Here is a 17,451-nt window from a genome sequence, read left to right as displayed (position 1 = left end):
ATTTCAATGAAGAAATTATTCACCACACTTTCCAATATCTGGAAAATTGAAGATTTAAGAGTGCGTATAATAAACACGCTCTTATTTCTTTTGATATACCGTGTAGGTTCTTTTATCATCCTTCCGGGTGTTGACGCGGCTGCCATCAGCAACGAAACCGCTAAAGAAGGATTGTTAGGCTTGTTAAATATGTTTGCGGGAGGCTCGTTCTCCCGTTCATCTATTTTTGCACTGGGTGTAATGCCATACATTTCGGCTTCAATTGTGGTGCAATTGTTGGGTATAGCTGTGCCTTATTTTGCTAAAATGCAAAAAGAGGGCGAAAGCGGCCGTAACAAAATTAACCAGTGGACCCGTTACCTGACCATCGCTATTACAGCTTTGCAGGCTATCGGCTACGTTAAATCGCAGATCAATCAGGAAGCTAAACTGTTAGATGAGCCTTACTTTACCTTAGTAAGCGTATTTGTATTAACCGCGGGTACATTATTTGTAATGTGGCTTGGCGAAAAAATCACTGATAAGGGTATAGGTAATGGTATATCATTGATCATTATGGTGGGTATTATAGCCCAGTTACCGGGTGCATTTGGTACTGAGTTTGAATCTCGTACAACCGGTGCAGGCGGTTTGGTAACTTTCATCATTGAGATTATTGCACTGATACTGGTAGTAATGTTTACTATCCTGATTGTTCAGGGTACACGCAAAATTGCTGTACAATACGCTAAACGTATTGTGGGTAACAAGCAGTATGGCGGCGTACGTCAGTACATCCCGTTAAAGGTAAACGCTGCCGGTGTAATGCCGATCATTTTTGCGCAGGCATTAATGTTTATACCGGCTACTATTCCGCAGTTTTTCCCGAGCACGGCAACCAATGGTGTATTAATGTCACTGGCTAACTACAACTCATGGTCGCACAATATACTGTTCGCGGTTTTGATCATTCTGTTCACTTATTTCTATACGGCTATCACGGTTAATCCTAACCAAATGGCTGATGATATGAAAAAGAACGGCGGATTTATACCTGGTGTTAAACCGGGCAAAACTACGGCTGATTATATTGATGACGTTATCTCAAAGATCACATTACCGGGTTCGGTATTCCTGGCAATTATTGCCATTATACCGGCACTGGCCAGCAGTGTAGGCGTAAACAGTTTATTTGCCCGTTTCTTTGGTGGTACATCGCTTATCATATTAGTTGGTGTGGTGTTGGATACTCTGCAACAGGTAGAAAGCCATTTATTAATGCGCCATTATGATGGCCTGATGAAAACAGGACGTATCAAGGGCCGTTCGGCAATACCTGCCGCACCGGGCACCGTACCTCCGGCTATATAAGTACTAATGCCTAAGATCCATTATAAATCTGCTGAAGAAATAGAGCTTATACGTGCGAGTGCGCAAATGGTATCTAAAACCCTTGCCGAAGTGGCAAAGGTGATAGGGCCGGGTGTAACTACGCTTGAGCTTAATAACCTGGCAGAAACGTTCATACGTGATAATGGTGGCGTTCCGGCTTTCCTTAACTTCCATGGGTTTCCGTATTCATTATGTATATCACTGAACGATCAGGTTGTACATGGTTTTCCGGGAAAGCATGTGTTAGTAGAGGGTGACCTGGTATCGGTTGATTGTGGTGTGATCCTGAACAAATACTATGGCGACTCGGCCTTTACCTTTGCAATAGGTGAGGTTGACGAAACTACCAAAACATTGATGCGTGTAACACGTGAGTGTTTGGATAAAGGTATTGAGAAAGCGGTAACCGGTATGCGTGTAGGCGACATTGCCTACGCGGTGCAGGAACATGCCGAAAAGCATAAGTTTGGTGTGGTAAAGGAACTGGTAGGGCATGGTGTTGGCCTTGAGCTGCACGAAAAGCCCGAAGTGCCTAACTATGGTAAACGCGGCTCAGGTATTAAGCTGGAAGAGGGTATGGTGATCGCTATTGAACCTATGATTAACGCCGGCCGTGCCGGAATTAAGTTTTGGGATGATGGCTGGACGGTATCAACAGTAGATGGTAAACCATCAGCACATTATGAGCATACGGTAGCCATTAAGAAGGGAAAAGCAGACGTGCTATCAACATTTTCATACATCGATGATGTTTTGAAAGAAAAAAATAATAATTAAAAAATTTTTATTAATTTTGCGTCCCGCTTTTAGGGCGGGTAATTAAGTAGAAATCAATAAAGTATGGCTAAACAATCGTCGATCGAGCAGGACGGCACAATAAAAGAGGCATTGTCAAACGCAATGTTCAGGGTTGAATTGGAAAACGGTCACGAGATTATAGCGCACATTTCAGGCAAAATGCGTATGCACTACATCAAAATTTTACCTGGCGACAGAGTGAAACTGGAGATGAGCCCATACGATTTGACCAAAGGCAGGATTACATACAGATATAAATAAAATAAAGCGATGAAGGTTAGAGCATCAATTAAAAAGCGTAGTGCTGATTGCAAAATCATCCGCCGCAAAGGGAAACTTTACGTGATCAACAAAAAGAACCCTAAGTACAAACAACGTCAGGGTTAATAAAAGAATTGGCAATGATCGTACATCGGTAGCCGCCGGTCGGTTGTTGTGTAACAGTGCAAAATTATAAATATGGCAAGGATTTCAGGTATTGATTTACCAAAAAACAAAAGAGGCGAGATTGGCCTTACTTACATTTACGGTATCGGCCGTTCAACTGCTCAAGACATCTTGAACCAGGCAGGTATCGATTTAAATATCAAAGTACAAGAGTGGACTGATGATCAGTTAGCTGCTATACGTGGTATCATCAATGACCAGATCAAGGTTGAAGGTGCATTGCGTTCAGAAGTACAGCTTAACATCAAGCGTTTAATGGATATCGGTTGTTACCGTGGTACCCGTCACCGTAAAGGTTTACCTCTGCGTGGTCAGCGTACTAAAAATAACTCCCGTACCCGTAAAGGTAAACGTAAGACAGTTGCTAACAAAAAGAAAGCTACTAAATAATAAACAGAATTAAGATGTTAGATGTGAGAAATGAGTTATTGATCACACACACATCTAACGGACAAAGAATAGGATACGATTTATTTGAAATGAGCTGAAGAGGCTCACATCTCAAATATCATATCTAAAAACTTAAAAATAAAATGGCTAAAGGCAAAAAAGTAACCAAAAAGCGTATTGTAATTGTTGAGCCGGTTGGCGAGGCGCATATCAATGCTACTTTCAACAACATCATCATTACCCTAACCAATAAAAGCGGCCAGGCTGTATCATGGTCATCCGCTGGTAAAATGGGTTTCAAAGGTTCAAAAAAGAATACACCATACGCTGCGTCTCAAGCTGCTGCCGATTGCGGTAAAGTTGCTTATGACTTAGGTTTACGTAAGGTTGAAGTATTTGTAAAAGGCCCGGGTTCTGGTCGCGAATCAGCTATCCGTACCCTGCAAACTACAGGTATCGAAGTAACTACAATAAAGGATATTACACCGCTTCCGCACAACGGTTGCCGTCCTTCAAAAAGAAGAAGAGTTTAATTAACACGATTTTTAAAGCTAAGATTCTGCAGTTTAAGGCTGCATGATACTTTAAAACAACTACACAATGGCAAGGTATACAGGACCAAAATCCAAAATTGCGCGCCGTTTCCGTGAGCCGATCTTCGGTCCGGATAAAGCGTTAGAAAGAAAGAACTATCCTCCAGGCATGCACGGTGCATCAAAAAGGAGAGGAAAGCAATCAGAGTATTCAACTCAGTTGCAAGAGAAACAAAAGGTAAAATACACTTACGGTGTATTAGAGCGTCAGTTCGAGAACCTTTTTCACCGCGCGTCAGCTAAAGAAGGTATCACCGGTGAAAACCTGTTGAAATTCTTAGAAGCACGTTTAGATAACGCGGTTTACCGTTTAGGCATCGCGCCTACCCGTTCAGCCGCCCGCCAATTAGTAGGCCACAAACACATCACTGTTAACGGTGAGGTTGTGAACATTGCCTCATACTCGTTAAGAGCCGGTGACGTTATCGCGGTACGTGAAAAATCAAAATCTCTTGAGGCTATCAGCACTTCAGTTGCAGGCCGCAGGATCAATAAATATAGCTGGTTAGAGTGGGATGCTAACGAATTAGTTGGTAAATTCCTTAACTATCCAAACCGCGATGAAATTCCTGAGAACATCAAGGAGAATTTGATCGTCGAGTTATACTCTAAATAAGACATAAGATTTGAGATATATAGTATGAGATATGGGTTTTTAATTAATTACTCATGTCTCATACTGTATATCTCACGTCTGTTTAAATACAATTAGAAATTAAAAAAAGGATATAAATGGCAATTTTAGCATTTCAAAAACCGGACAAGGTTATCATGCAAAAATCGACTGATTTTGAAGGTACGTTCGAATTCCGTCCCTTAGAACCAGGTTTCGGTATAACCATAGGTAATGCTCTGCGTCGTATATTACTTTCATCGTTAGAAGGTTTTGCTATCACTTCTGTTCGTTTTTCAGGAGTTACGCATGAATTTTCAACTATAAAAGGAGTTGTTGAAGATGTAACCGAGATCATCCTGAACCTGAAACAAGTAAGGTTTAAGAAAACCGGCGAATCTGGCGACAACGAAAAGATATTCGTGATCATTAACGGTCAGGATAGCTTTAAAGCTGGTGATATCACTAAATTCTCAAATAACTTTACCGTACTTAATCCTGACCTGGTTTTAGCCAATATGGATTCATCAGTAACACTTGAAGTGGAACTGACCGTGGGTAAAGGCCGTGGTTATATACCAAGCGAAGAGAATAAAAATCCTGACGCTAACGTAGGTGTTATCGCTATCGACTCGATCTACACTCCGATCAAAAACGTTAAATATACTATTGAGAACTATCGTGTTGAGCAAAAAACCGATTACGAGAAATTAGTTCTTGATATTGCTACTGACGGTTCAATTCATCCGGAAGACGCGCTTAAAGAGGCTGCCAAAATTTTGATCCAGCACTTTATGCTATTCTCTGATGAGAACATGATGCTTGAAGCACAGGCTAAAGAAGAAACTAAAGAAGTTGACGAGGAAATACTGCACATGCGTAAGATCCTTAAAACTGAACTGGTTGATCTTGACCTTTCAGTACGTGCGCTGAACTGCCTTAAAGCTGCTGACATCCGCAGCCTGGCTGATCTGGTATCGTACGATGTGGCTGACATGCTTAAATTCAGAAACTTCGGTAAAAAATCATTAACTGAAATTCAGGACCTGGTTAAATCAAAAGGCCTTTCTTTTGGTATGAACCTGGGTAAATACAAACTGGACGAAGAATAACATTTAGATAAGAGATGTTAGATATGAGATGTGAGATTTTTCTCGGTTTTTATATCTAACATTTTTAATAATTAACAACGGGCAGTTGGATTGTAGCGGCGAGTTTATCTCAAATCTCACATCTGATATCTCAAATCAAACAAAAAGGCATAATTCCGAGGGCTTGACGGCAACGCCGCCCAACGGTATGCACGTGCCACAACAAACAAAACAATGAGACACGGTAAAAAAGTAAATCACTTAGGCCGCACCGACAGTCATCGCAAAGCGATGATGAGCAACATGGCTTCTTCGCTTATAATGCATAAGCGTATCACTACAACATTGGCAAAAGCAAAAGCACTGCGTGTGTATGTTGAGCCTCTGATCACCAAATCAAAAAGCGATACTACGCATTCACGCCGTACCGTATTCTCTTACCTTAAAAGTAAGGAAGCCGTTACTGAACTGTTTCGTGACGTTGCATCAAAAGTGGCTGACCGTCCGGGTGGTTACACACGTATCATCAAAATGGAAAACCGTTTAGGTGATAATGCTGAAGTAGCGATCATTGAGCTGGTTGATTACAACACTGTTTACGGTACTGAAGCTGCTGCTCCTGCTGCTAAAAAATCAACACGTCGTCGTGGTGGTGCCGGCAAAGCAAGAACTGCTGCTCCGGCCGCGTCTGCTGAAGTTACTCCGGCTGATGATGCTGTAGTAGTTGAAGAAACTCCAAAAGCTGAGGCTGCTGCTGAGGAAACTCCTGCTACCGAAGCACCTGCAACTCCTGAAAAAGAAGAAAACGCTGAAAAAGGCGAATAATTCATAACAGAACTTAAAAGGTAAAAACGCCCGGCTGATATCAGTCGGGCGTTTTTTGTTCTGGAGTGCGTATCAGATGCTAGGTCCAGTTAGATTTACTCCAATTCGTTTAAAGACTGTTTCTGCATTTGCTTGACCTTCTAAATACCAAAGAATGTTTTGAAGATATGTTTTATTCTTTGAAGTGGCTTGATGAGCCGCGAAATACAAGGATTCGGTAAGCCCCCAATTAATTCTCTTTTTAGCTGTTTTTAAATCATTAACGTCAATTAATTTAATGATATATTTTTTGAAAGTTTCTTCCTCTGAATTATGAAAATAATCTATTAATCTAAATATAACGAAACCGTCAGGTTTTTTATCCTCGTTATAATCGCTATGTAACGCCAAAATTTCATTGGCCTTTTCAATCTTATTAAAAAAGTAGAGTGATTCTAAAAGATTGCCGATAGAAGTTTCATTATTGCGATCCTGATTATAAATTTTTTCAAATACTTCAACCGCTTCAGGGAAGTTATTTAGCCTACATAATAACATAGCTTTATTGGTTGAAAGATTAACATCATCAGGAGCTAATTCTAAGGCAATGGTGCAATACTCATAAGCAGATGTGTTTTGTTTGTCATCCATTAATTTATTTACTTTTTCTTTTAGTTCGAGGACTTTAATCTTTTTGTTTTGCTCTTCATTTTGTGTAATAATTTTCTTTATTTCTGAATCAAAACGGTCTTTCTCGATATCGAAATTTTTAGACTTATTTTCGAATTCTGTTTTTAGTTGTCTCATAGCCTCCAATTCGGATTTGAAATCTTTTTTAATGGAAGTTACATCGCGTAAACCAAAAAAGGTTAGCAAGCCACCTACTCCTAACATTGCTGTAAGTACAAAATTTAACTTCTCAAAGTTTGAACTATATGTTTCCTTTAGAAGTTCTTTTTCAACAGAATAGTTTAATTGTCCGTTTCTTATTTCGTCGGTTTTAGATTTTAGCTGACTTAATTCACTTCTAAGATTATCAACTACAACCTTCAGAGTATCAACGTGATTTTTAGTATCCACATTTTGGGAAAGCATGTATTAGATCCTAATAAAAGGACAAGCAAGGTCAATCGTAAATTATTCATTTGATAGGTTTAAATTATATCGAATATAATCAATTATTCAGCTTTAAAAACCATTGGGAAGAATATTTCTGCCAACCTGTCACCAATTTGTCTTCTTTTACTGACGAAATATATCCATCAAATAGTTGTGAACTGTCGCTTTTCTGCCATTTACCATTTGGCACATGCATTGATAAACAGCTATGGGTAATTAATATTAACAAACAAGAAATAACAATCATACAATATGTCTAAAATTATCGGAATCGACTTAGGGACAACAAACTCATGCGTGGCTGTAATGGAGGGTAATGAGCCTGTAGTTATTGCCAATAGCGAAGGTAAACGCACTACGCCATCAGTAGTTGCTTTTGTTGACAACGGCGAACGTAAAGTGGGTGACCCGGCGAAGCGCCAGGCAATCACCAATCCCCGCAAAACTATTTATTCTATCAAGCGCTTTATGGGCAACCAGTTTAACGAGGTTAGCAAAGAAAAAGAGCGCGTTCCATATAACGTGGTTAGCGAAGGTAACACCCCGCGTGTTGCTATTGACGACCGTAACTATACTCCGCAGGAAATTTCGGCCATGATTCTTCAAAAAATGAAGAAAACGGCAGAGGATTTTTTAGGTACCGAAGTAACCGAAGCGGTTATTACTGTACCGGCCTACTTTAACGATGCACAGCGCCAGGCTACTAAAGAAGCCGGTGAGATCGCTGGTTTAAAAGTACGCCGTATTATCAACGAGCCTACCGCTGCTGCCCTTGCCTACGGCCTGGATAAAGCGCACAAGGACATGAAGATCGTAGTGTTTGATTGCGGTGGCGGTACGCATGACGTATCAGTACTTGAGTTGGGTGATGGTGTTTTTGAAGTAAAATCAACCGATGGTGATACACACTTAGGTGGTGACGACTTTGACCAGGCTATTATTGACTGGTTAGCTGATGAGTTTAAAAGCGACGAAGGTGTTGACCTGCGCAGAGACCCAATGGCTTTGCAACGTTTAAAAGAAGCTGCCGAGAAAGCTAAAATTGAGCTTTCAAGCACTACCCAAACCGAGATCAACCTGCCATATATCACTGCTGCTGATGGTATGCCTAAGCACCTGGTGAAAACCTTGAGCCGCGCTAAATTTGAGCAATTGGTTGACAGCCTGGTAAAACGTACTATTGAGCCTTGCCGTACTGCATTGAAAAATGCCGGTTACAGCACTTCAGATATCGACGAGATCATCCTGGTAGGTGGTTCAACCCGTATCCCTGCTATCCAGGAAGCGGTACAATCATTCTTCGGTAAATCACCGTCAAAAGGTGTTAACCCTGATGAGGTGGTAGCTATAGGTGCTGCTATTCAAGGTGGTGTATTAACCGGTGAGGTTAAGGATGTATTATTGCTTGACGTTACCCCGCTTTCATTAGGTATTGAAACCATGGGTGGTGTAATGACCAAACTGATCGAGGCTAATACCACTATCCCGACAAAAAAATCAGAGACATTCTCAACGGCGTCTGACAGTCAGCCATCAGTAGAGATTCACATTTTACAGGGTGAGCGCCCAATGGCCGCGCAAAACCGTACTATAGGCCGTTTCCACCTGGATGGTATTCCACCAGCACCGCGTGGTGTGCCTCAAATTGAAGTAACCTTTGATATTGATGCCAACGGTATATTGCATGTGTCTGCAAAAGATAAAGCTACAGGTAAAGAGCAAAAGATCCGTATCGAGGCTTCATCAGGCTTAACAGATGAAGAGATCAAAAAGATGAAGCAGGAAGCAGAAGCCAATGCCGAGTCAGACAAAAAAGCTAAGGAAGAAGTTGAAAAACTGAATGCCGCTGATGCTTTGATTTTCTCGACCGAGAAACAATTGAAAGAGTATGGCGATAAAATACCTGCTGATAAAAAAGCACCTATTGAAGAAGGCCTTACCAAGTTGAAAGCCGCACATGCCTCTAAAAACCTGGCCGACATTGAAGTTGCCCAAGGTGAATTGGATAATGCATGGAAAGCTGCATCAGAAGATATGTACAAAGCTGCTGCCGAAGCCGGTCAGCAACCGGGTGCCGAAGCTGGTGCCGGTGCACAAGCCGAAAATTCAGATACCGTAACTGACGTTGATTACGAAGAAGTAAAAGACGACAAGAAATAATAATTTCTGACATATTGAAAGGCCCTGCAGCGATGAGTTGCAGGGTCCTTTGTTTTTATATGGTGTGATACTATATATTGATCTCAATGATACCTGAATGGTAAGGTACCTCTTGCGCCTTAACACTCTTTCCAAAGCCGTGAGGCATTAATTTCAACGTATTGAATTTTGAGGTATAAGTGCCCTCCGCTACGGCAAGTGTTACCTTATTATTTTCAGCTTGATAGCTGATCTCTCTTTGATGAAAGATACCGCGCTCGTTATCGTAGGTTACGCCGTCGTCCTCGTAATAAACAAATGTTGAATCTTCTGTGCCTTTCCAGATGTGCAGGTACAGGATGCCGTCGCCCGCTTCGTTAGTGCTTTGGATGACGCTTTGCATCGGGATGATGCCGCCGGCCTTTACAAATACAGGCAGATCATTTAAAGGGGCAGGTACGGAGTGGGCCATGCCGCCCTCATAAGCCTTATCATTACCAAAGCGGTACCATTCACCCTCGGGTAAATAAACCTCGGCGGTAAGCCTGGTACTTTCAACCGGTGCCACTAACAAGGAATTGCCGAAAAGGAATTGGTTTTGGTAGCGAACGTCAAAAATATTTTCATCGAGTGTATGATCAATGGCTAATGTACGGCTCAATGGTAATCCGTTTTGTGAGGATTCATAAAAGCCGGAATAAATGTAAGGCAGTAATTGATACCGCAGCTCAATGTCCTTACGGATGATGGCCATATTCTCCTCGCCCCATTCCCACGGCTCACGCATGGCGGTACCTATTTCGGCGTGGTTGCGGTACATGGGGATATATACACCGAGCGAATTCCAGCGCAGCATCAATTCTGGCGTAGGGTTGCCGGTGTAACCGCCAATATCTACCCCGGTGAATGACATACCCACCAGCCCCAGGCTGTTCACCAGTCGCTGTCCGTATAGCATGTGTTCATCAGTAGCGGTGTTATCGCCCGTCCACACGGCCGAAAAGCGCTGTGTGCCGCAATAGGCTGCACGGGTAAGCATAAAGGGGCGTTTGTTGCCTAATATTTTACGCGTGCCGTTATATGTGGCTTTGGTCATTTCCATACCGTAGGCATTGCGTACCTCGGCCATGTATTTGTCGCCGAATTTTACCAGGTAGGGGATGTTTTGTCCCCAGGCGGCAGGTTCGTTCATGTCGTTCCAAAAACCTTCAATACCCGGCTCGGTAAGCGCGGTAAAGGCAGCACCCCACCACTCTTTTACTTCATCATTAAAAAAGTTGGGGAAGTGGCAGCGGCCCGGCCATACGCTGGCTACGTAATTATCGCCATTGATATAGGTAGCAAAGTAGTTTTTAGCAACGCCCTCATCATACTGCTTATATCCTTCCTCAACCTTAATCCCCGGATCGACTATACAAACCGTGCGAAAATCAAGCGCTTTAAGTTGATCTATCATCCCTTTCGGATCCGGGAAAGCCTCATCATTCCAGGTGAAGATCTTGTAATTGTCCATATAATCTATGTCACAATAAATCACATCGGCAGGTATGTTATGCTCCCTAAACTTTTGGGCGATGCCCAGCACCTCATCGGCACTCATGTAACTGTAGCGGCATTGCTGGTAGCCAATGCTCCATAGCGGCGGCATTTCCATACGCCCGGTAAGCCAGGTATAATCCTTAATAATTTCGGCCAGACCCTGCGCTCCGAAAAAATAGTAATTCATGTCGCCGCCATCGGCACCAAACCAGCTCATTTCATCATCGGTAGTTGCGCCAAAGTCGAAATAGCTTTTGTGGGTATTATCAAAAAACAACCCGTAAGTTAACCCGCTGTGCAGCCCGATAAAGAAGGGGAAGGTTTTATACAGCGGGTCAGTATAGATGGTGTGTTTGGACGCATCCATATTCCAGTTAACGTAATGCGTACCACGGCGGTTAAGATCGCCTGTTTTTTCGCCCAGGCCAATAAACTTTTCATCAGCATAAAGCTTACGGTAATTAACTACCCGCTCGTTTTGCCAGTTAATGCCAAAACGGGCATCATCCTCACTTAGCGGTTTACCATCTGTAGTGTAAAAATTAAACCGTAGCGGGGCCTTGCTTACTTTAAGTATCAGCTGATCAGTGGTAACCGTAAGCTCGTTTTCGGCCTCCGTAAATTTGATGCTTGTTTCCGGCTGCTGTATTACCGCGAAAGAATGATCAGCCTTATCCGGCGTTTTGGTAATATTTACCCGGATGATGGCCGGGGCATACACCCATATTTTGGCCGTCGCTTCGGCCGTTTGTATGGTGATATGATCGTTATGTGGAGTTACCTGTTTTGCGTTACCTAATAGCTGGGTTTGCATACTGTTGGTTTTTGCTTGTTAATGGTTGCCAATTTACACTTACTATGTTGCTTATTAAACTTTAAACGGGCTAATTATTGTTTTGTGGCGATCAGTGAAAAATATATGGCTCGTATGCCTTATTGTTTGTCGTTTTTGCACCCCTTTAACCGCCGATACTGGCAGGCCGTTTGTGCACTATTATAAAACCAATAACCATGTTTAAACCAAACACAGCATTTGCAGGCTTTTCTGTAAACAACATAGCGCAAGCTAGGGATTTTTACGGAACCACTTTAGGGCTTGATGTACAACTGAACGAAATGGGTGTGCTCGATATTAAGTTACCGGGCGGTGGATCAGCTATTATTTATCCCAAACCAAACCATCAGCCGGCCACATTTACGGTGCTTAACTTTGTAGTTAACCGTATTGAAGATGCCGTTCAGGAACTCAAAGCGAAGGGTGTCGCGTTTCAAAGTTATGACATGCCCGAACTTAAAACCGATGATGATAATATTATGCGCGGAAACGGCCCGACCATTGCCTGGTTTACCGACCCGGCAGGTAATATACTATCCCTGATAGCAGAAGGTTAATTATGGCTAAAGCCTATTTTAGTATATTCGCCGTATGGCGAAATTCAAGCGGTTAAAAAGAGCAGTTGAGTTTATTGAGCATCCTTCAGCGGGTGGTATTTTGCTGTTGGCCTGTGTTGTGCTGTCATTAATATTGGCCAACTCCCCAGCTAAAAATGCCTTTGCTGATCTGCTGAATATAAAGGTTGCAGGTAACGCGCTCGGCCCGCATTTTACGGTTACATCATTTATTAATGATGGGCTGATGGCCATATTTTTTTTAATGGCGGGGTTGGAGATCAAGCGTGAAATGGTAGAAGGGGAGCTGTCTGAAATAAAGAAAGCGGCCTTGCCGGTAATGAGCGCCATTGGCGGGATGGTTTTCCCGGCGCTGATCTATTTCTTATTTAACCGTGGCGGCCAAACCTCGGACGGATGGGGCATACCAATGGCTACCGATATTGCCTTTGCCGTAGCCATATTAAATGCTTTACGCAAGTTTATACCCACGGGGGCCAAAGTGTTTTTGACCGCCCTGGCAATTGTAGATGACCTGGGGGCAATTATTGTGATCGCATTGTTTTATACGCAGGGACTGGAAATAAACTATTTATTTTATGCCCTTGGCTTTTTAGCACTGGCTTTAGTATTTAATTATTTCGATCTGAAAAACGCCTGGTTTTACCTGGTGCCAGGCTTGTTTATGTGGTACTTTATTCATCACTCAGGTATACACGCCACCGTTGCCGGTGTATTAACTGCCTTTGCCATCCCTGTAAAAATACGATCGGGCTACTCACCATTATGCGAGTTGGAGCATAAATTATCGGCACCGGTTAATTTTTTGATTTTACCTGTATTCGCTTTAGCTAATACCAATATAACGTACGAACAGGGAATGCTTGGCGGCCTGATAACCCCGCTTGGTTTAGGTGTAATTTTCGGGTTGGTAATAGGTAAACCCTTGGGTATATTTTTAATGACTTTTGCGGCCGTTAAAACCAAACTGAGTAAACTGCCCGAAGGCATAAACTGGGCGCACATTGCCGGCATCGGTACTTTAGCGGGGATAGGTTTTACCATGTCCATATTTATCTCCCTGCTATCATTCAGTGAGCCCGGGTTGCAGAGTAGTGCCAAGTTCGCTATCCTTACCGCGTCAGTTATTGCGGCGTTGGCGGGTTTTGTTGGATTGAGAGCATATTCAAAAAGGGTGGGAAGATGATTTTCTTAATTTTTTCTCATCACCAACGAAAGTGAAGTAATCTTTTTAGACATAGAATATTTTAATTTAAAGATATTTATAATATCAATGATATTAAAACGCCTCAGCTAAACTTAAATATAAACCGCTTTGGCGTTTTTCGCCAGGGCGTTGCTCGCCGAGGGCGTAATCAACACGCATGCTCAGGCCTTTCTCTACATCAAAAAAGTACCTGCCGCCCAGGCCGTAGCTGGGTTTTAAGCCATCCAGGTCAAAATTATCATTAAATACTTTACCCACGCCGCCAAAGCCTACTATGCCAAAGCGCTTGCTCAGGCGGTAGCGAAGTTCGGTTTGCGCGGCAATCAGGTTCCGGTCGCGAAAGCGGCCGTTGTAGTAGCCGCGCATAATTTCGTCGTTACCCAATGCGGGCAACAGGTAAAAAGGCTCACGTGCGCCTACCAGGTTTTGCTCCTGCGCGTTAAAGCCTAAAACCAGTTTTTTACTCAGCGAAAAAAACTGCGCGTATTCAATATTCAGCAAGCCGCCGCGGTAATCGTTATTGCTGAACATACCCTTCATAAAGTTGAAATAGGCGGTTACCACAGTGCCTTTGGTGGTGTAGGTGTTATTGTTGCGGTCGTCAAACACAAAGCTGGGGCCTGCAAAAAATATACTGCCGCCACGGGGTTGCTGGCTGCGTTGCAGGGTTTGGTATATACCTCCCGGCTCCTTATCGGTAAACTTATAATCAAGGCCACCGGCAGTAATACCGATATACAGATTTTTAGTAATGCGTTTTTCGGCAGTAAGGTTTACGCGCAGGCGCTTTTGGCCAAGGCGGTCAAGGTTGGCCTTGTCAGTTTGGTTGCCTGTGCCAAAATAATCAAACGGGAAATTAATGTAGCTTACGGTAGCGGTGTAATGATATTTGTTTTGCGGTGTCCAGTAATTGGTGCTCAGGCTAAAGCGGCTTTGGCCTTTGGTGGTAATGGTAGCATAGCCAAATACATTTGATACGCGTGTACCCTCATTCAACGTATCGGTATAAAAAGAATACAATGCCGAACCGCCCCCTTCTAACCCTGTTTCTGGCGCGGAGCTTAGCACGGGGAGTATAAAAAAGCTGCTGTGTTTGCTGCTGTCCTGCTCAAACAGCATTTTGCGTACAAATTTTGGTAAAAAGCGCATCTGTGCAAAGGCCGGTTGTAAGCCTGTAACAAGCAAGAGCGCTATAAAAAGTTTTTTCATCAGTAATGATAAAGGTGCCGCTAAAGATGCGAATTTATAATAACAGCATAAGCCTGTTTTAAGGAATACTTAAATGATGCTGCCGTTATTAAAATGATAGTACCGGGCAACGGCAGATTTCAGAAATTCAAATAAGCATCTCAACAAAATAGCTACTTTTGCAAAAAATTAACAGTAACCATCATGAGTACAGAAGCAAGAGGGCCGATATCACAGTTTATCGAGAAAAATTATCTGCATTTTAATGCCGCGGCATTGGTTGATGCAGCCAAAGGGTATGAAACACATTTAACCGAAGGCGGCAAAATGATGGTTACCCTTGCCGGTGCCATGAGTACTGCCGAGCTGGGTATTTCACTGGCCGAGATGATCCGCCAGGGTAAAATCGATATTATATCATGTACAGGTGCTAACCTCGAAGAGGATATTATGAACCTGGTAGCGCACTCACATTACAAACGCGTACCTAACTATCGCGATTTGAGTCCGCAGGATGAGTGGGATCTGCTGGAAAATCACTACAACCGTGTTACAGATACCTGCATCCCGGAGGAAGAAGCTTTCCGTCGTTTGCAAAAGCATATTTATAAGATCTGGAAAGATGCCGATACTGCCGGTGAGCGTTACTTTCCGCATGAATTTATGTATAAGATACTGCTGAGCGGCGAGTTGGAGCAGTATTACGAAATAGACCCCAAAAACTCATGGATGCTGGCTGCTGCCGAAAAAAACCTGCCTATTGTAGTACCGGGCTGGGAAGATTCAACCATGGGTAACATCTTCGCGTCTTATGTAATTAAAGGCGAAATTAAGGCTACTACCATGAAAAGCGGTATCGAGTACATGGCCTGGCTGGCGGATTGGTATGTAAAAAACTCAGACGGCAAAGGCATCGGCTTTTTCCAGATAGGTGGTGGTATAGCGGGCGATTTTCCTATATGCGTGGTGCCGATGCTTTACCAGGATATGGAAATGGAGCAGATACCATTCTGGAGCTACTTTTGCCAGATATCTGACTCAACCACTTCTTACGGCTCGTACTCAGGCGCGGTACCTAATGAGAAGATTACCTGGGGAAAGTTGGATGTGAACACACCAAAATTCATCGTAGAGTCTGACGCGACGATTGTAGCGCCCCTCATTTTTGCCTGGATATTAAAACAATAAACAAAAAATCAAAAATGATTTTTGTCAACAAAAAATGTGCGGTTAAACAGCAATAGGCAAAAAATGCGAATAAAGGCGATTTAAAGCATTTTTAGCCTTGTTTAGAACGATTATAAATTGTTGATAACTGTCATTTCTTTGTCAGCCATACTGTAATAAATTTTACTTTTGTGGCTGTAAAAATTGGATAAACGGCATCAATACCGTCCTGTTTTTAAAATTTTAATAAATATAATTCAGCATAAACACGCTTTATGAGAAATATCTCATTACTATTTAAACAATTTTCAAGAACAGTTTTACTGCTTGCGGGCCTTACAGCAATGACCACCGCGGCCAATGCTCAGGGCGATCCGGCAAAGGGTGAAACTATTTTTAAAGCCAAATGTACGGCTTGTCACAAGATCGATAAAAGACTTGTAGGCCCGGCGCTTGGCCCGCAAATTACTTCAGAAACCGATGATGCTTATCTGATCAAATGGATTCAGAACAGCCAGGCATTGGTTGCTGCAAAAAACCCAAAGGCGGTAAAAATTTATAATGAGTACAACCAAATCCCGATGACGGCTTTCCCGGAATTGAGCGATGCTGATGTAACCGACATTATAGCTTACGCCCGTGCAGAGCAGAAAAAACTTACCGCTGCACCTGCGGGTGGTGGCGCTACATCAGCCGCTCCTGCTGAAACAGGCCCAAGCGCGCTGTTGATCTGGGGTTTAATTGGCGTTATCGTTATCGCCTTTATCGTTATCCTGGTATTGAATAAAGTAATCGGCACTTTAGAGCGCCTGCTGCTTAAAAATAAAGACCTGGTAATTGAAGAAGAGCCTGAAGTTGAGGGTGAGCCGGTTGATCGTTTAGCTGGTATCAAAAAGCTGGCTAAAAATAAAAAACTGGTATTCTTTGTTGTGCTTTGCGGCGCTATCGCAATGGGTAGCTGGAGCTGGGTAACCATGTGGAACACTAATATGCACCAGGGTTACCAACCGGTACAGCCTATCAAATACTCGCACGAGCTGCACGCCGGTGCCATGAAGATTGATTGCCAGTACTGCCACTCGGGCGCGTACAAATCAAAAAACGCTTCCATTCCGTCACTTAACGTTTGTATGAACTGCCACAAGGTTGTTAAAACCGAGTCGGCTGAGATACACAAAATTTATGACGCTTTGGGTTACGATCCGGACAAGGGTACTTACGATACCACTAAGGCCAAGCCTATACAGTGGGTGCGTATACACAACCTGCCTGATTTTGCTTACTTCAACCACTCGCAACACGTAGTAGTTGGCGGTGTAAAATGCCAGCAATGCCACGGCCCTATCGAAACCATGCCTGAGGTTTACCAGTACTCGCCACTAACCATGAAATGGTGTATACAGTGCCACAAACGTACCGACGTTAAATTTAAAGATAACGCCTACTACGATAAGATGACCAAGGTGCATGATATGATCAAAAAGGGTGAAAAGGTATCAGCAGCCGTAATGGGTGGTTTAGAGTGTTCTAAATGCCACTATTAATATCAGAGATTTAAAACTTAGCAATTACAGT

17 protein-coding genes are annotated in these 17,451 nt (G+C 42.9%); 14 read left to right on the top strand and 3 right to left on the bottom strand.

Features of this window, described 5'->3' with window-relative positions; genetic code table 11:
* Positions 1-6: 6 nt before the first annotated feature.
* From secY to rplQ, 9 genes are all read left to right on the top strand, one after another.
* The gene (secY, locus tag AC3WJC_RS15735; protein WP_492400078.1) at positions 7-1,350 is read left to right on the top strand and encodes a preprotein translocase subunit SecY; all 1,344 of its coding nucleotides are present in this window, start codon (positions 7-9) and stop codon (positions 1,348-1,350) included.
* 6 nt (positions 1,351-1,356) lie between these two features.
* Positions 1,357-2,148, top strand: a complete 792-nt coding sequence (gene map, locus AC3WJC_RS15730) for a type I methionyl aminopeptidase (protein WP_492400077.1) — start codon at positions 1,357-1,359, stop codon at positions 2,146-2,148.
* A gap of 63 nt (positions 2,149-2,211) precedes the next feature.
* Positions 2,212-2,430 carry a translation initiation factor IF-1 gene (gene infA, locus AC3WJC_RS15725; protein ID WP_074487406.1) on the top strand — a complete coding sequence of 73 codons (219 nt, stop codon included), beginning with the start codon at positions 2,212-2,214 and terminating at the stop codon, positions 2,428-2,430.
* 9 nt (positions 2,431-2,439) lie between these two features.
* Positions 2,440-2,556, top strand: a complete 117-nt coding sequence (gene rpmJ, locus AC3WJC_RS15720) for a 50S ribosomal protein L36 (RefSeq protein ID WP_008506259.1) — start codon at positions 2,440-2,442, stop codon at positions 2,554-2,556.
* A 72-nt stretch (positions 2,557-2,628) separates the two neighbouring features.
* On the top strand, positions 2,629-3,006 hold the full coding sequence (rpsM, locus tag AC3WJC_RS15715) for a 30S ribosomal protein S13 (protein ID WP_492400076.1): 378 nt from the start codon (positions 2,629-2,631) through the stop codon (positions 3,004-3,006).
* A 143-nt stretch (positions 3,007-3,149) separates the two neighbouring features.
* On the top strand, positions 3,150-3,539 hold the full coding sequence (gene rpsK / locus AC3WJC_RS15710; RefSeq protein ID WP_492400075.1) for a 30S ribosomal protein S11: 390 nt from the start codon (positions 3,150-3,152) through the stop codon (positions 3,537-3,539).
* Positions 3,540-3,606: 67 nt separating this feature from the next.
* Positions 3,607-4,215 (top strand): 30S ribosomal protein S4, encoded by a 609-nt coding sequence (gene rpsD, locus AC3WJC_RS15705; protein ID WP_492400074.1) that lies wholly within the window; start codon positions 3,607-3,609, stop codon positions 4,213-4,215.
* Positions 4,216-4,331: 116 nt separating this feature from the next.
* The gene (locus tag AC3WJC_RS15700; protein ID WP_492400073.1) at positions 4,332-5,324 is read left to right on the top strand and encodes a DNA-directed RNA polymerase subunit alpha; all 993 of its coding nucleotides are present in this window, start codon (positions 4,332-4,334) and stop codon (positions 5,322-5,324) included.
* Between the two features lie 213 nt (positions 5,325-5,537).
* The gene (gene rplQ / locus AC3WJC_RS15695) at positions 5,538-6,128 is read left to right on the top strand and encodes a 50S ribosomal protein L17 (RefSeq protein ID WP_492400072.1); all 591 of its coding nucleotides are present in this window, start codon (positions 5,538-5,540) and stop codon (positions 6,126-6,128) included.
* Between the two features lie 72 nt (positions 6,129-6,200).
* Here rplQ and AC3WJC_RS15690 read toward each other — a convergent pair whose 3' ends face one another.
* Complete coding sequence (locus AC3WJC_RS15690) at positions 6,201-7,187, bottom strand: tetratricopeptide repeat protein (RefSeq protein WP_492400071.1); 987 nt, start codon at positions 7,185-7,187, stop codon at positions 6,201-6,203.
* Between the two features lie 291 nt (positions 7,188-7,478).
* On the opposite strand from AC3WJC_RS15690, the gene dnaK reads away from it, so the two are divergent.
* Entirely contained in the window at positions 7,479-9,386 is a 1,908-nt protein-coding gene (gene dnaK, locus AC3WJC_RS15685) for a molecular chaperone DnaK (protein WP_492400070.1), read from the top strand.
* Positions 9,387-9,456: 70 nt separating this feature from the next.
* Here dnaK and AC3WJC_RS15680 read toward each other — a convergent pair whose 3' ends face one another.
* On the bottom strand, positions 9,457-11,718 hold the full coding sequence (locus tag AC3WJC_RS15680) for a glycoside hydrolase family 31 protein (protein WP_492400069.1): 2,262 nt from the start codon (positions 11,716-11,718) through the stop codon (positions 9,457-9,459).
* Positions 11,719-11,915: 197 nt separating this feature from the next.
* Here AC3WJC_RS15680 and AC3WJC_RS15675 point away from each other — a divergent pair, with 197 nt between their 5' ends.
* Both AC3WJC_RS15675 and nhaA read left to right on the top strand, forming a co-directional pair.
* A complete protein-coding gene (locus AC3WJC_RS15675; protein WP_492400068.1) occupies positions 11,916-12,296 on the top strand; it encodes a VOC family protein in 381 nt (126 codons plus the stop codon).
* Positions 12,297-12,330: 34 nt separating this feature from the next.
* Complete coding sequence (nhaA, locus tag AC3WJC_RS15670; protein ID WP_492400067.1) at positions 12,331-13,500, top strand: Na+/H+ antiporter NhaA; 1,170 nt, start codon at positions 12,331-12,333, stop codon at positions 13,498-13,500.
* Between the two features lie 93 nt (positions 13,501-13,593).
* Here the strand turns inward: nhaA and AC3WJC_RS15665 are convergent, their stop codons facing one another.
* Complete coding sequence (locus AC3WJC_RS15665) at positions 13,594-14,730, bottom strand: BamA/TamA family outer membrane protein (RefSeq protein WP_492400066.1); 1,137 nt, start codon at positions 14,728-14,730, stop codon at positions 13,594-13,596.
* A 183-nt stretch (positions 14,731-14,913) separates the two neighbouring features.
* On the opposite strand from AC3WJC_RS15665, the gene AC3WJC_RS15660 reads away from it, so the two are divergent.
* Together AC3WJC_RS15660 and AC3WJC_RS15655 are read left to right on the top strand one after the other, a co-directional pair.
* Positions 14,914-15,897 (top strand): deoxyhypusine synthase family protein, encoded by a 984-nt coding sequence (locus AC3WJC_RS15660; RefSeq protein WP_492400065.1) that lies wholly within the window; start codon positions 14,914-14,916, stop codon positions 15,895-15,897.
* 254 nt (positions 15,898-16,151) lie between these two features.
* Positions 16,152-17,420, top strand: a complete 1,269-nt coding sequence (locus AC3WJC_RS15655; protein ID WP_492400064.1) for a c-type cytochrome — start codon at positions 16,152-16,154, stop codon at positions 17,418-17,420.
* Positions 17,421-17,451 lie beyond the last annotated feature (31 nt).

It is taken from the genome of Mucilaginibacter sp. FW306-07-L (genome assembly GCF_058782065.1).
Note: the sequence above shows the minus strand (reverse complement) of the source record. Positions and strands in the feature narration are given on the sequence as shown.

Excerpts from the sequence above, each read along its gene's own strand:
- secY (WP_492400078.1), top strand. The coding sequence starts at position 7 with ATGAAGAAATTATTCACCACACTTTCCAATATCTGGAAAATTGAAGAT.
- map (WP_492400077.1), top strand. The coding sequence starts at position 1,357 with ATGCCTAAGATCCATTATAAATCTGCTGAAGAAATAGAGCTTATACGT.
- infA (WP_074487406.1), top strand. The coding sequence starts at position 2,212 with ATGGCTAAACAATCGTCGATCGAGCAGGACGGCACAATAAAAGAGGCA.
- rpmJ (WP_008506259.1), top strand. The coding sequence starts at position 2,440 with ATGAAGGTTAGAGCATCAATTAAAAAGCGTAGTGCTGATTGCAAAATC.
- rpsM (WP_492400076.1), top strand. The coding sequence starts at position 2,629 with ATGGCAAGGATTTCAGGTATTGATTTACCAAAAAACAAAAGAGGCGAG.
- rpsK (WP_492400075.1), top strand. The coding sequence starts at position 3,150 with ATGGCTAAAGGCAAAAAAGTAACCAAAAAGCGTATTGTAATTGTTGAG.
- rpsD (WP_492400074.1), top strand. The coding sequence starts at position 3,607 with ATGGCAAGGTATACAGGACCAAAATCCAAAATTGCGCGCCGTTTCCGT.
- AC3WJC_RS15700 (WP_492400073.1), top strand. The coding sequence starts at position 4,332 with ATGGCAATTTTAGCATTTCAAAAACCGGACAAGGTTATCATGCAAAAA.
- rplQ (WP_492400072.1), top strand. The coding sequence starts at position 5,538 with ATGAGACACGGTAAAAAAGTAAATCACTTAGGCCGCACCGACAGTCAT.
- dnaK (WP_492400070.1), top strand. The coding sequence starts at position 7,479 with ATGTCTAAAATTATCGGAATCGACTTAGGGACAACAAACTCATGCGTG.
- AC3WJC_RS15680 (WP_492400069.1), bottom strand. The coding sequence starts at position 11,718 with ATGCAAACCCAGCTATTAGGTAACGCAAAACAGGTAACTCCACATAAC.
- AC3WJC_RS15675 (WP_492400068.1), top strand. The coding sequence starts at position 11,916 with ATGTTTAAACCAAACACAGCATTTGCAGGCTTTTCTGTAAACAACATA.
- nhaA (WP_492400067.1), top strand. The coding sequence starts at position 12,331 with ATGGCGAAATTCAAGCGGTTAAAAAGAGCAGTTGAGTTTATTGAGCAT.
- AC3WJC_RS15665 (WP_492400066.1), bottom strand. The coding sequence starts at position 14,730 with ATGAAAAAACTTTTTATAGCGCTCTTGCTTGTTACAGGCTTACAACCG.
- AC3WJC_RS15660 (WP_492400065.1), top strand. The coding sequence starts at position 14,914 with ATGAGTACAGAAGCAAGAGGGCCGATATCACAGTTTATCGAGAAAAAT.
- AC3WJC_RS15655 (WP_492400064.1), top strand. The coding sequence starts at position 16,152 with ATGAGAAATATCTCATTACTATTTAAACAATTTTCAAGAACAGTTTTA.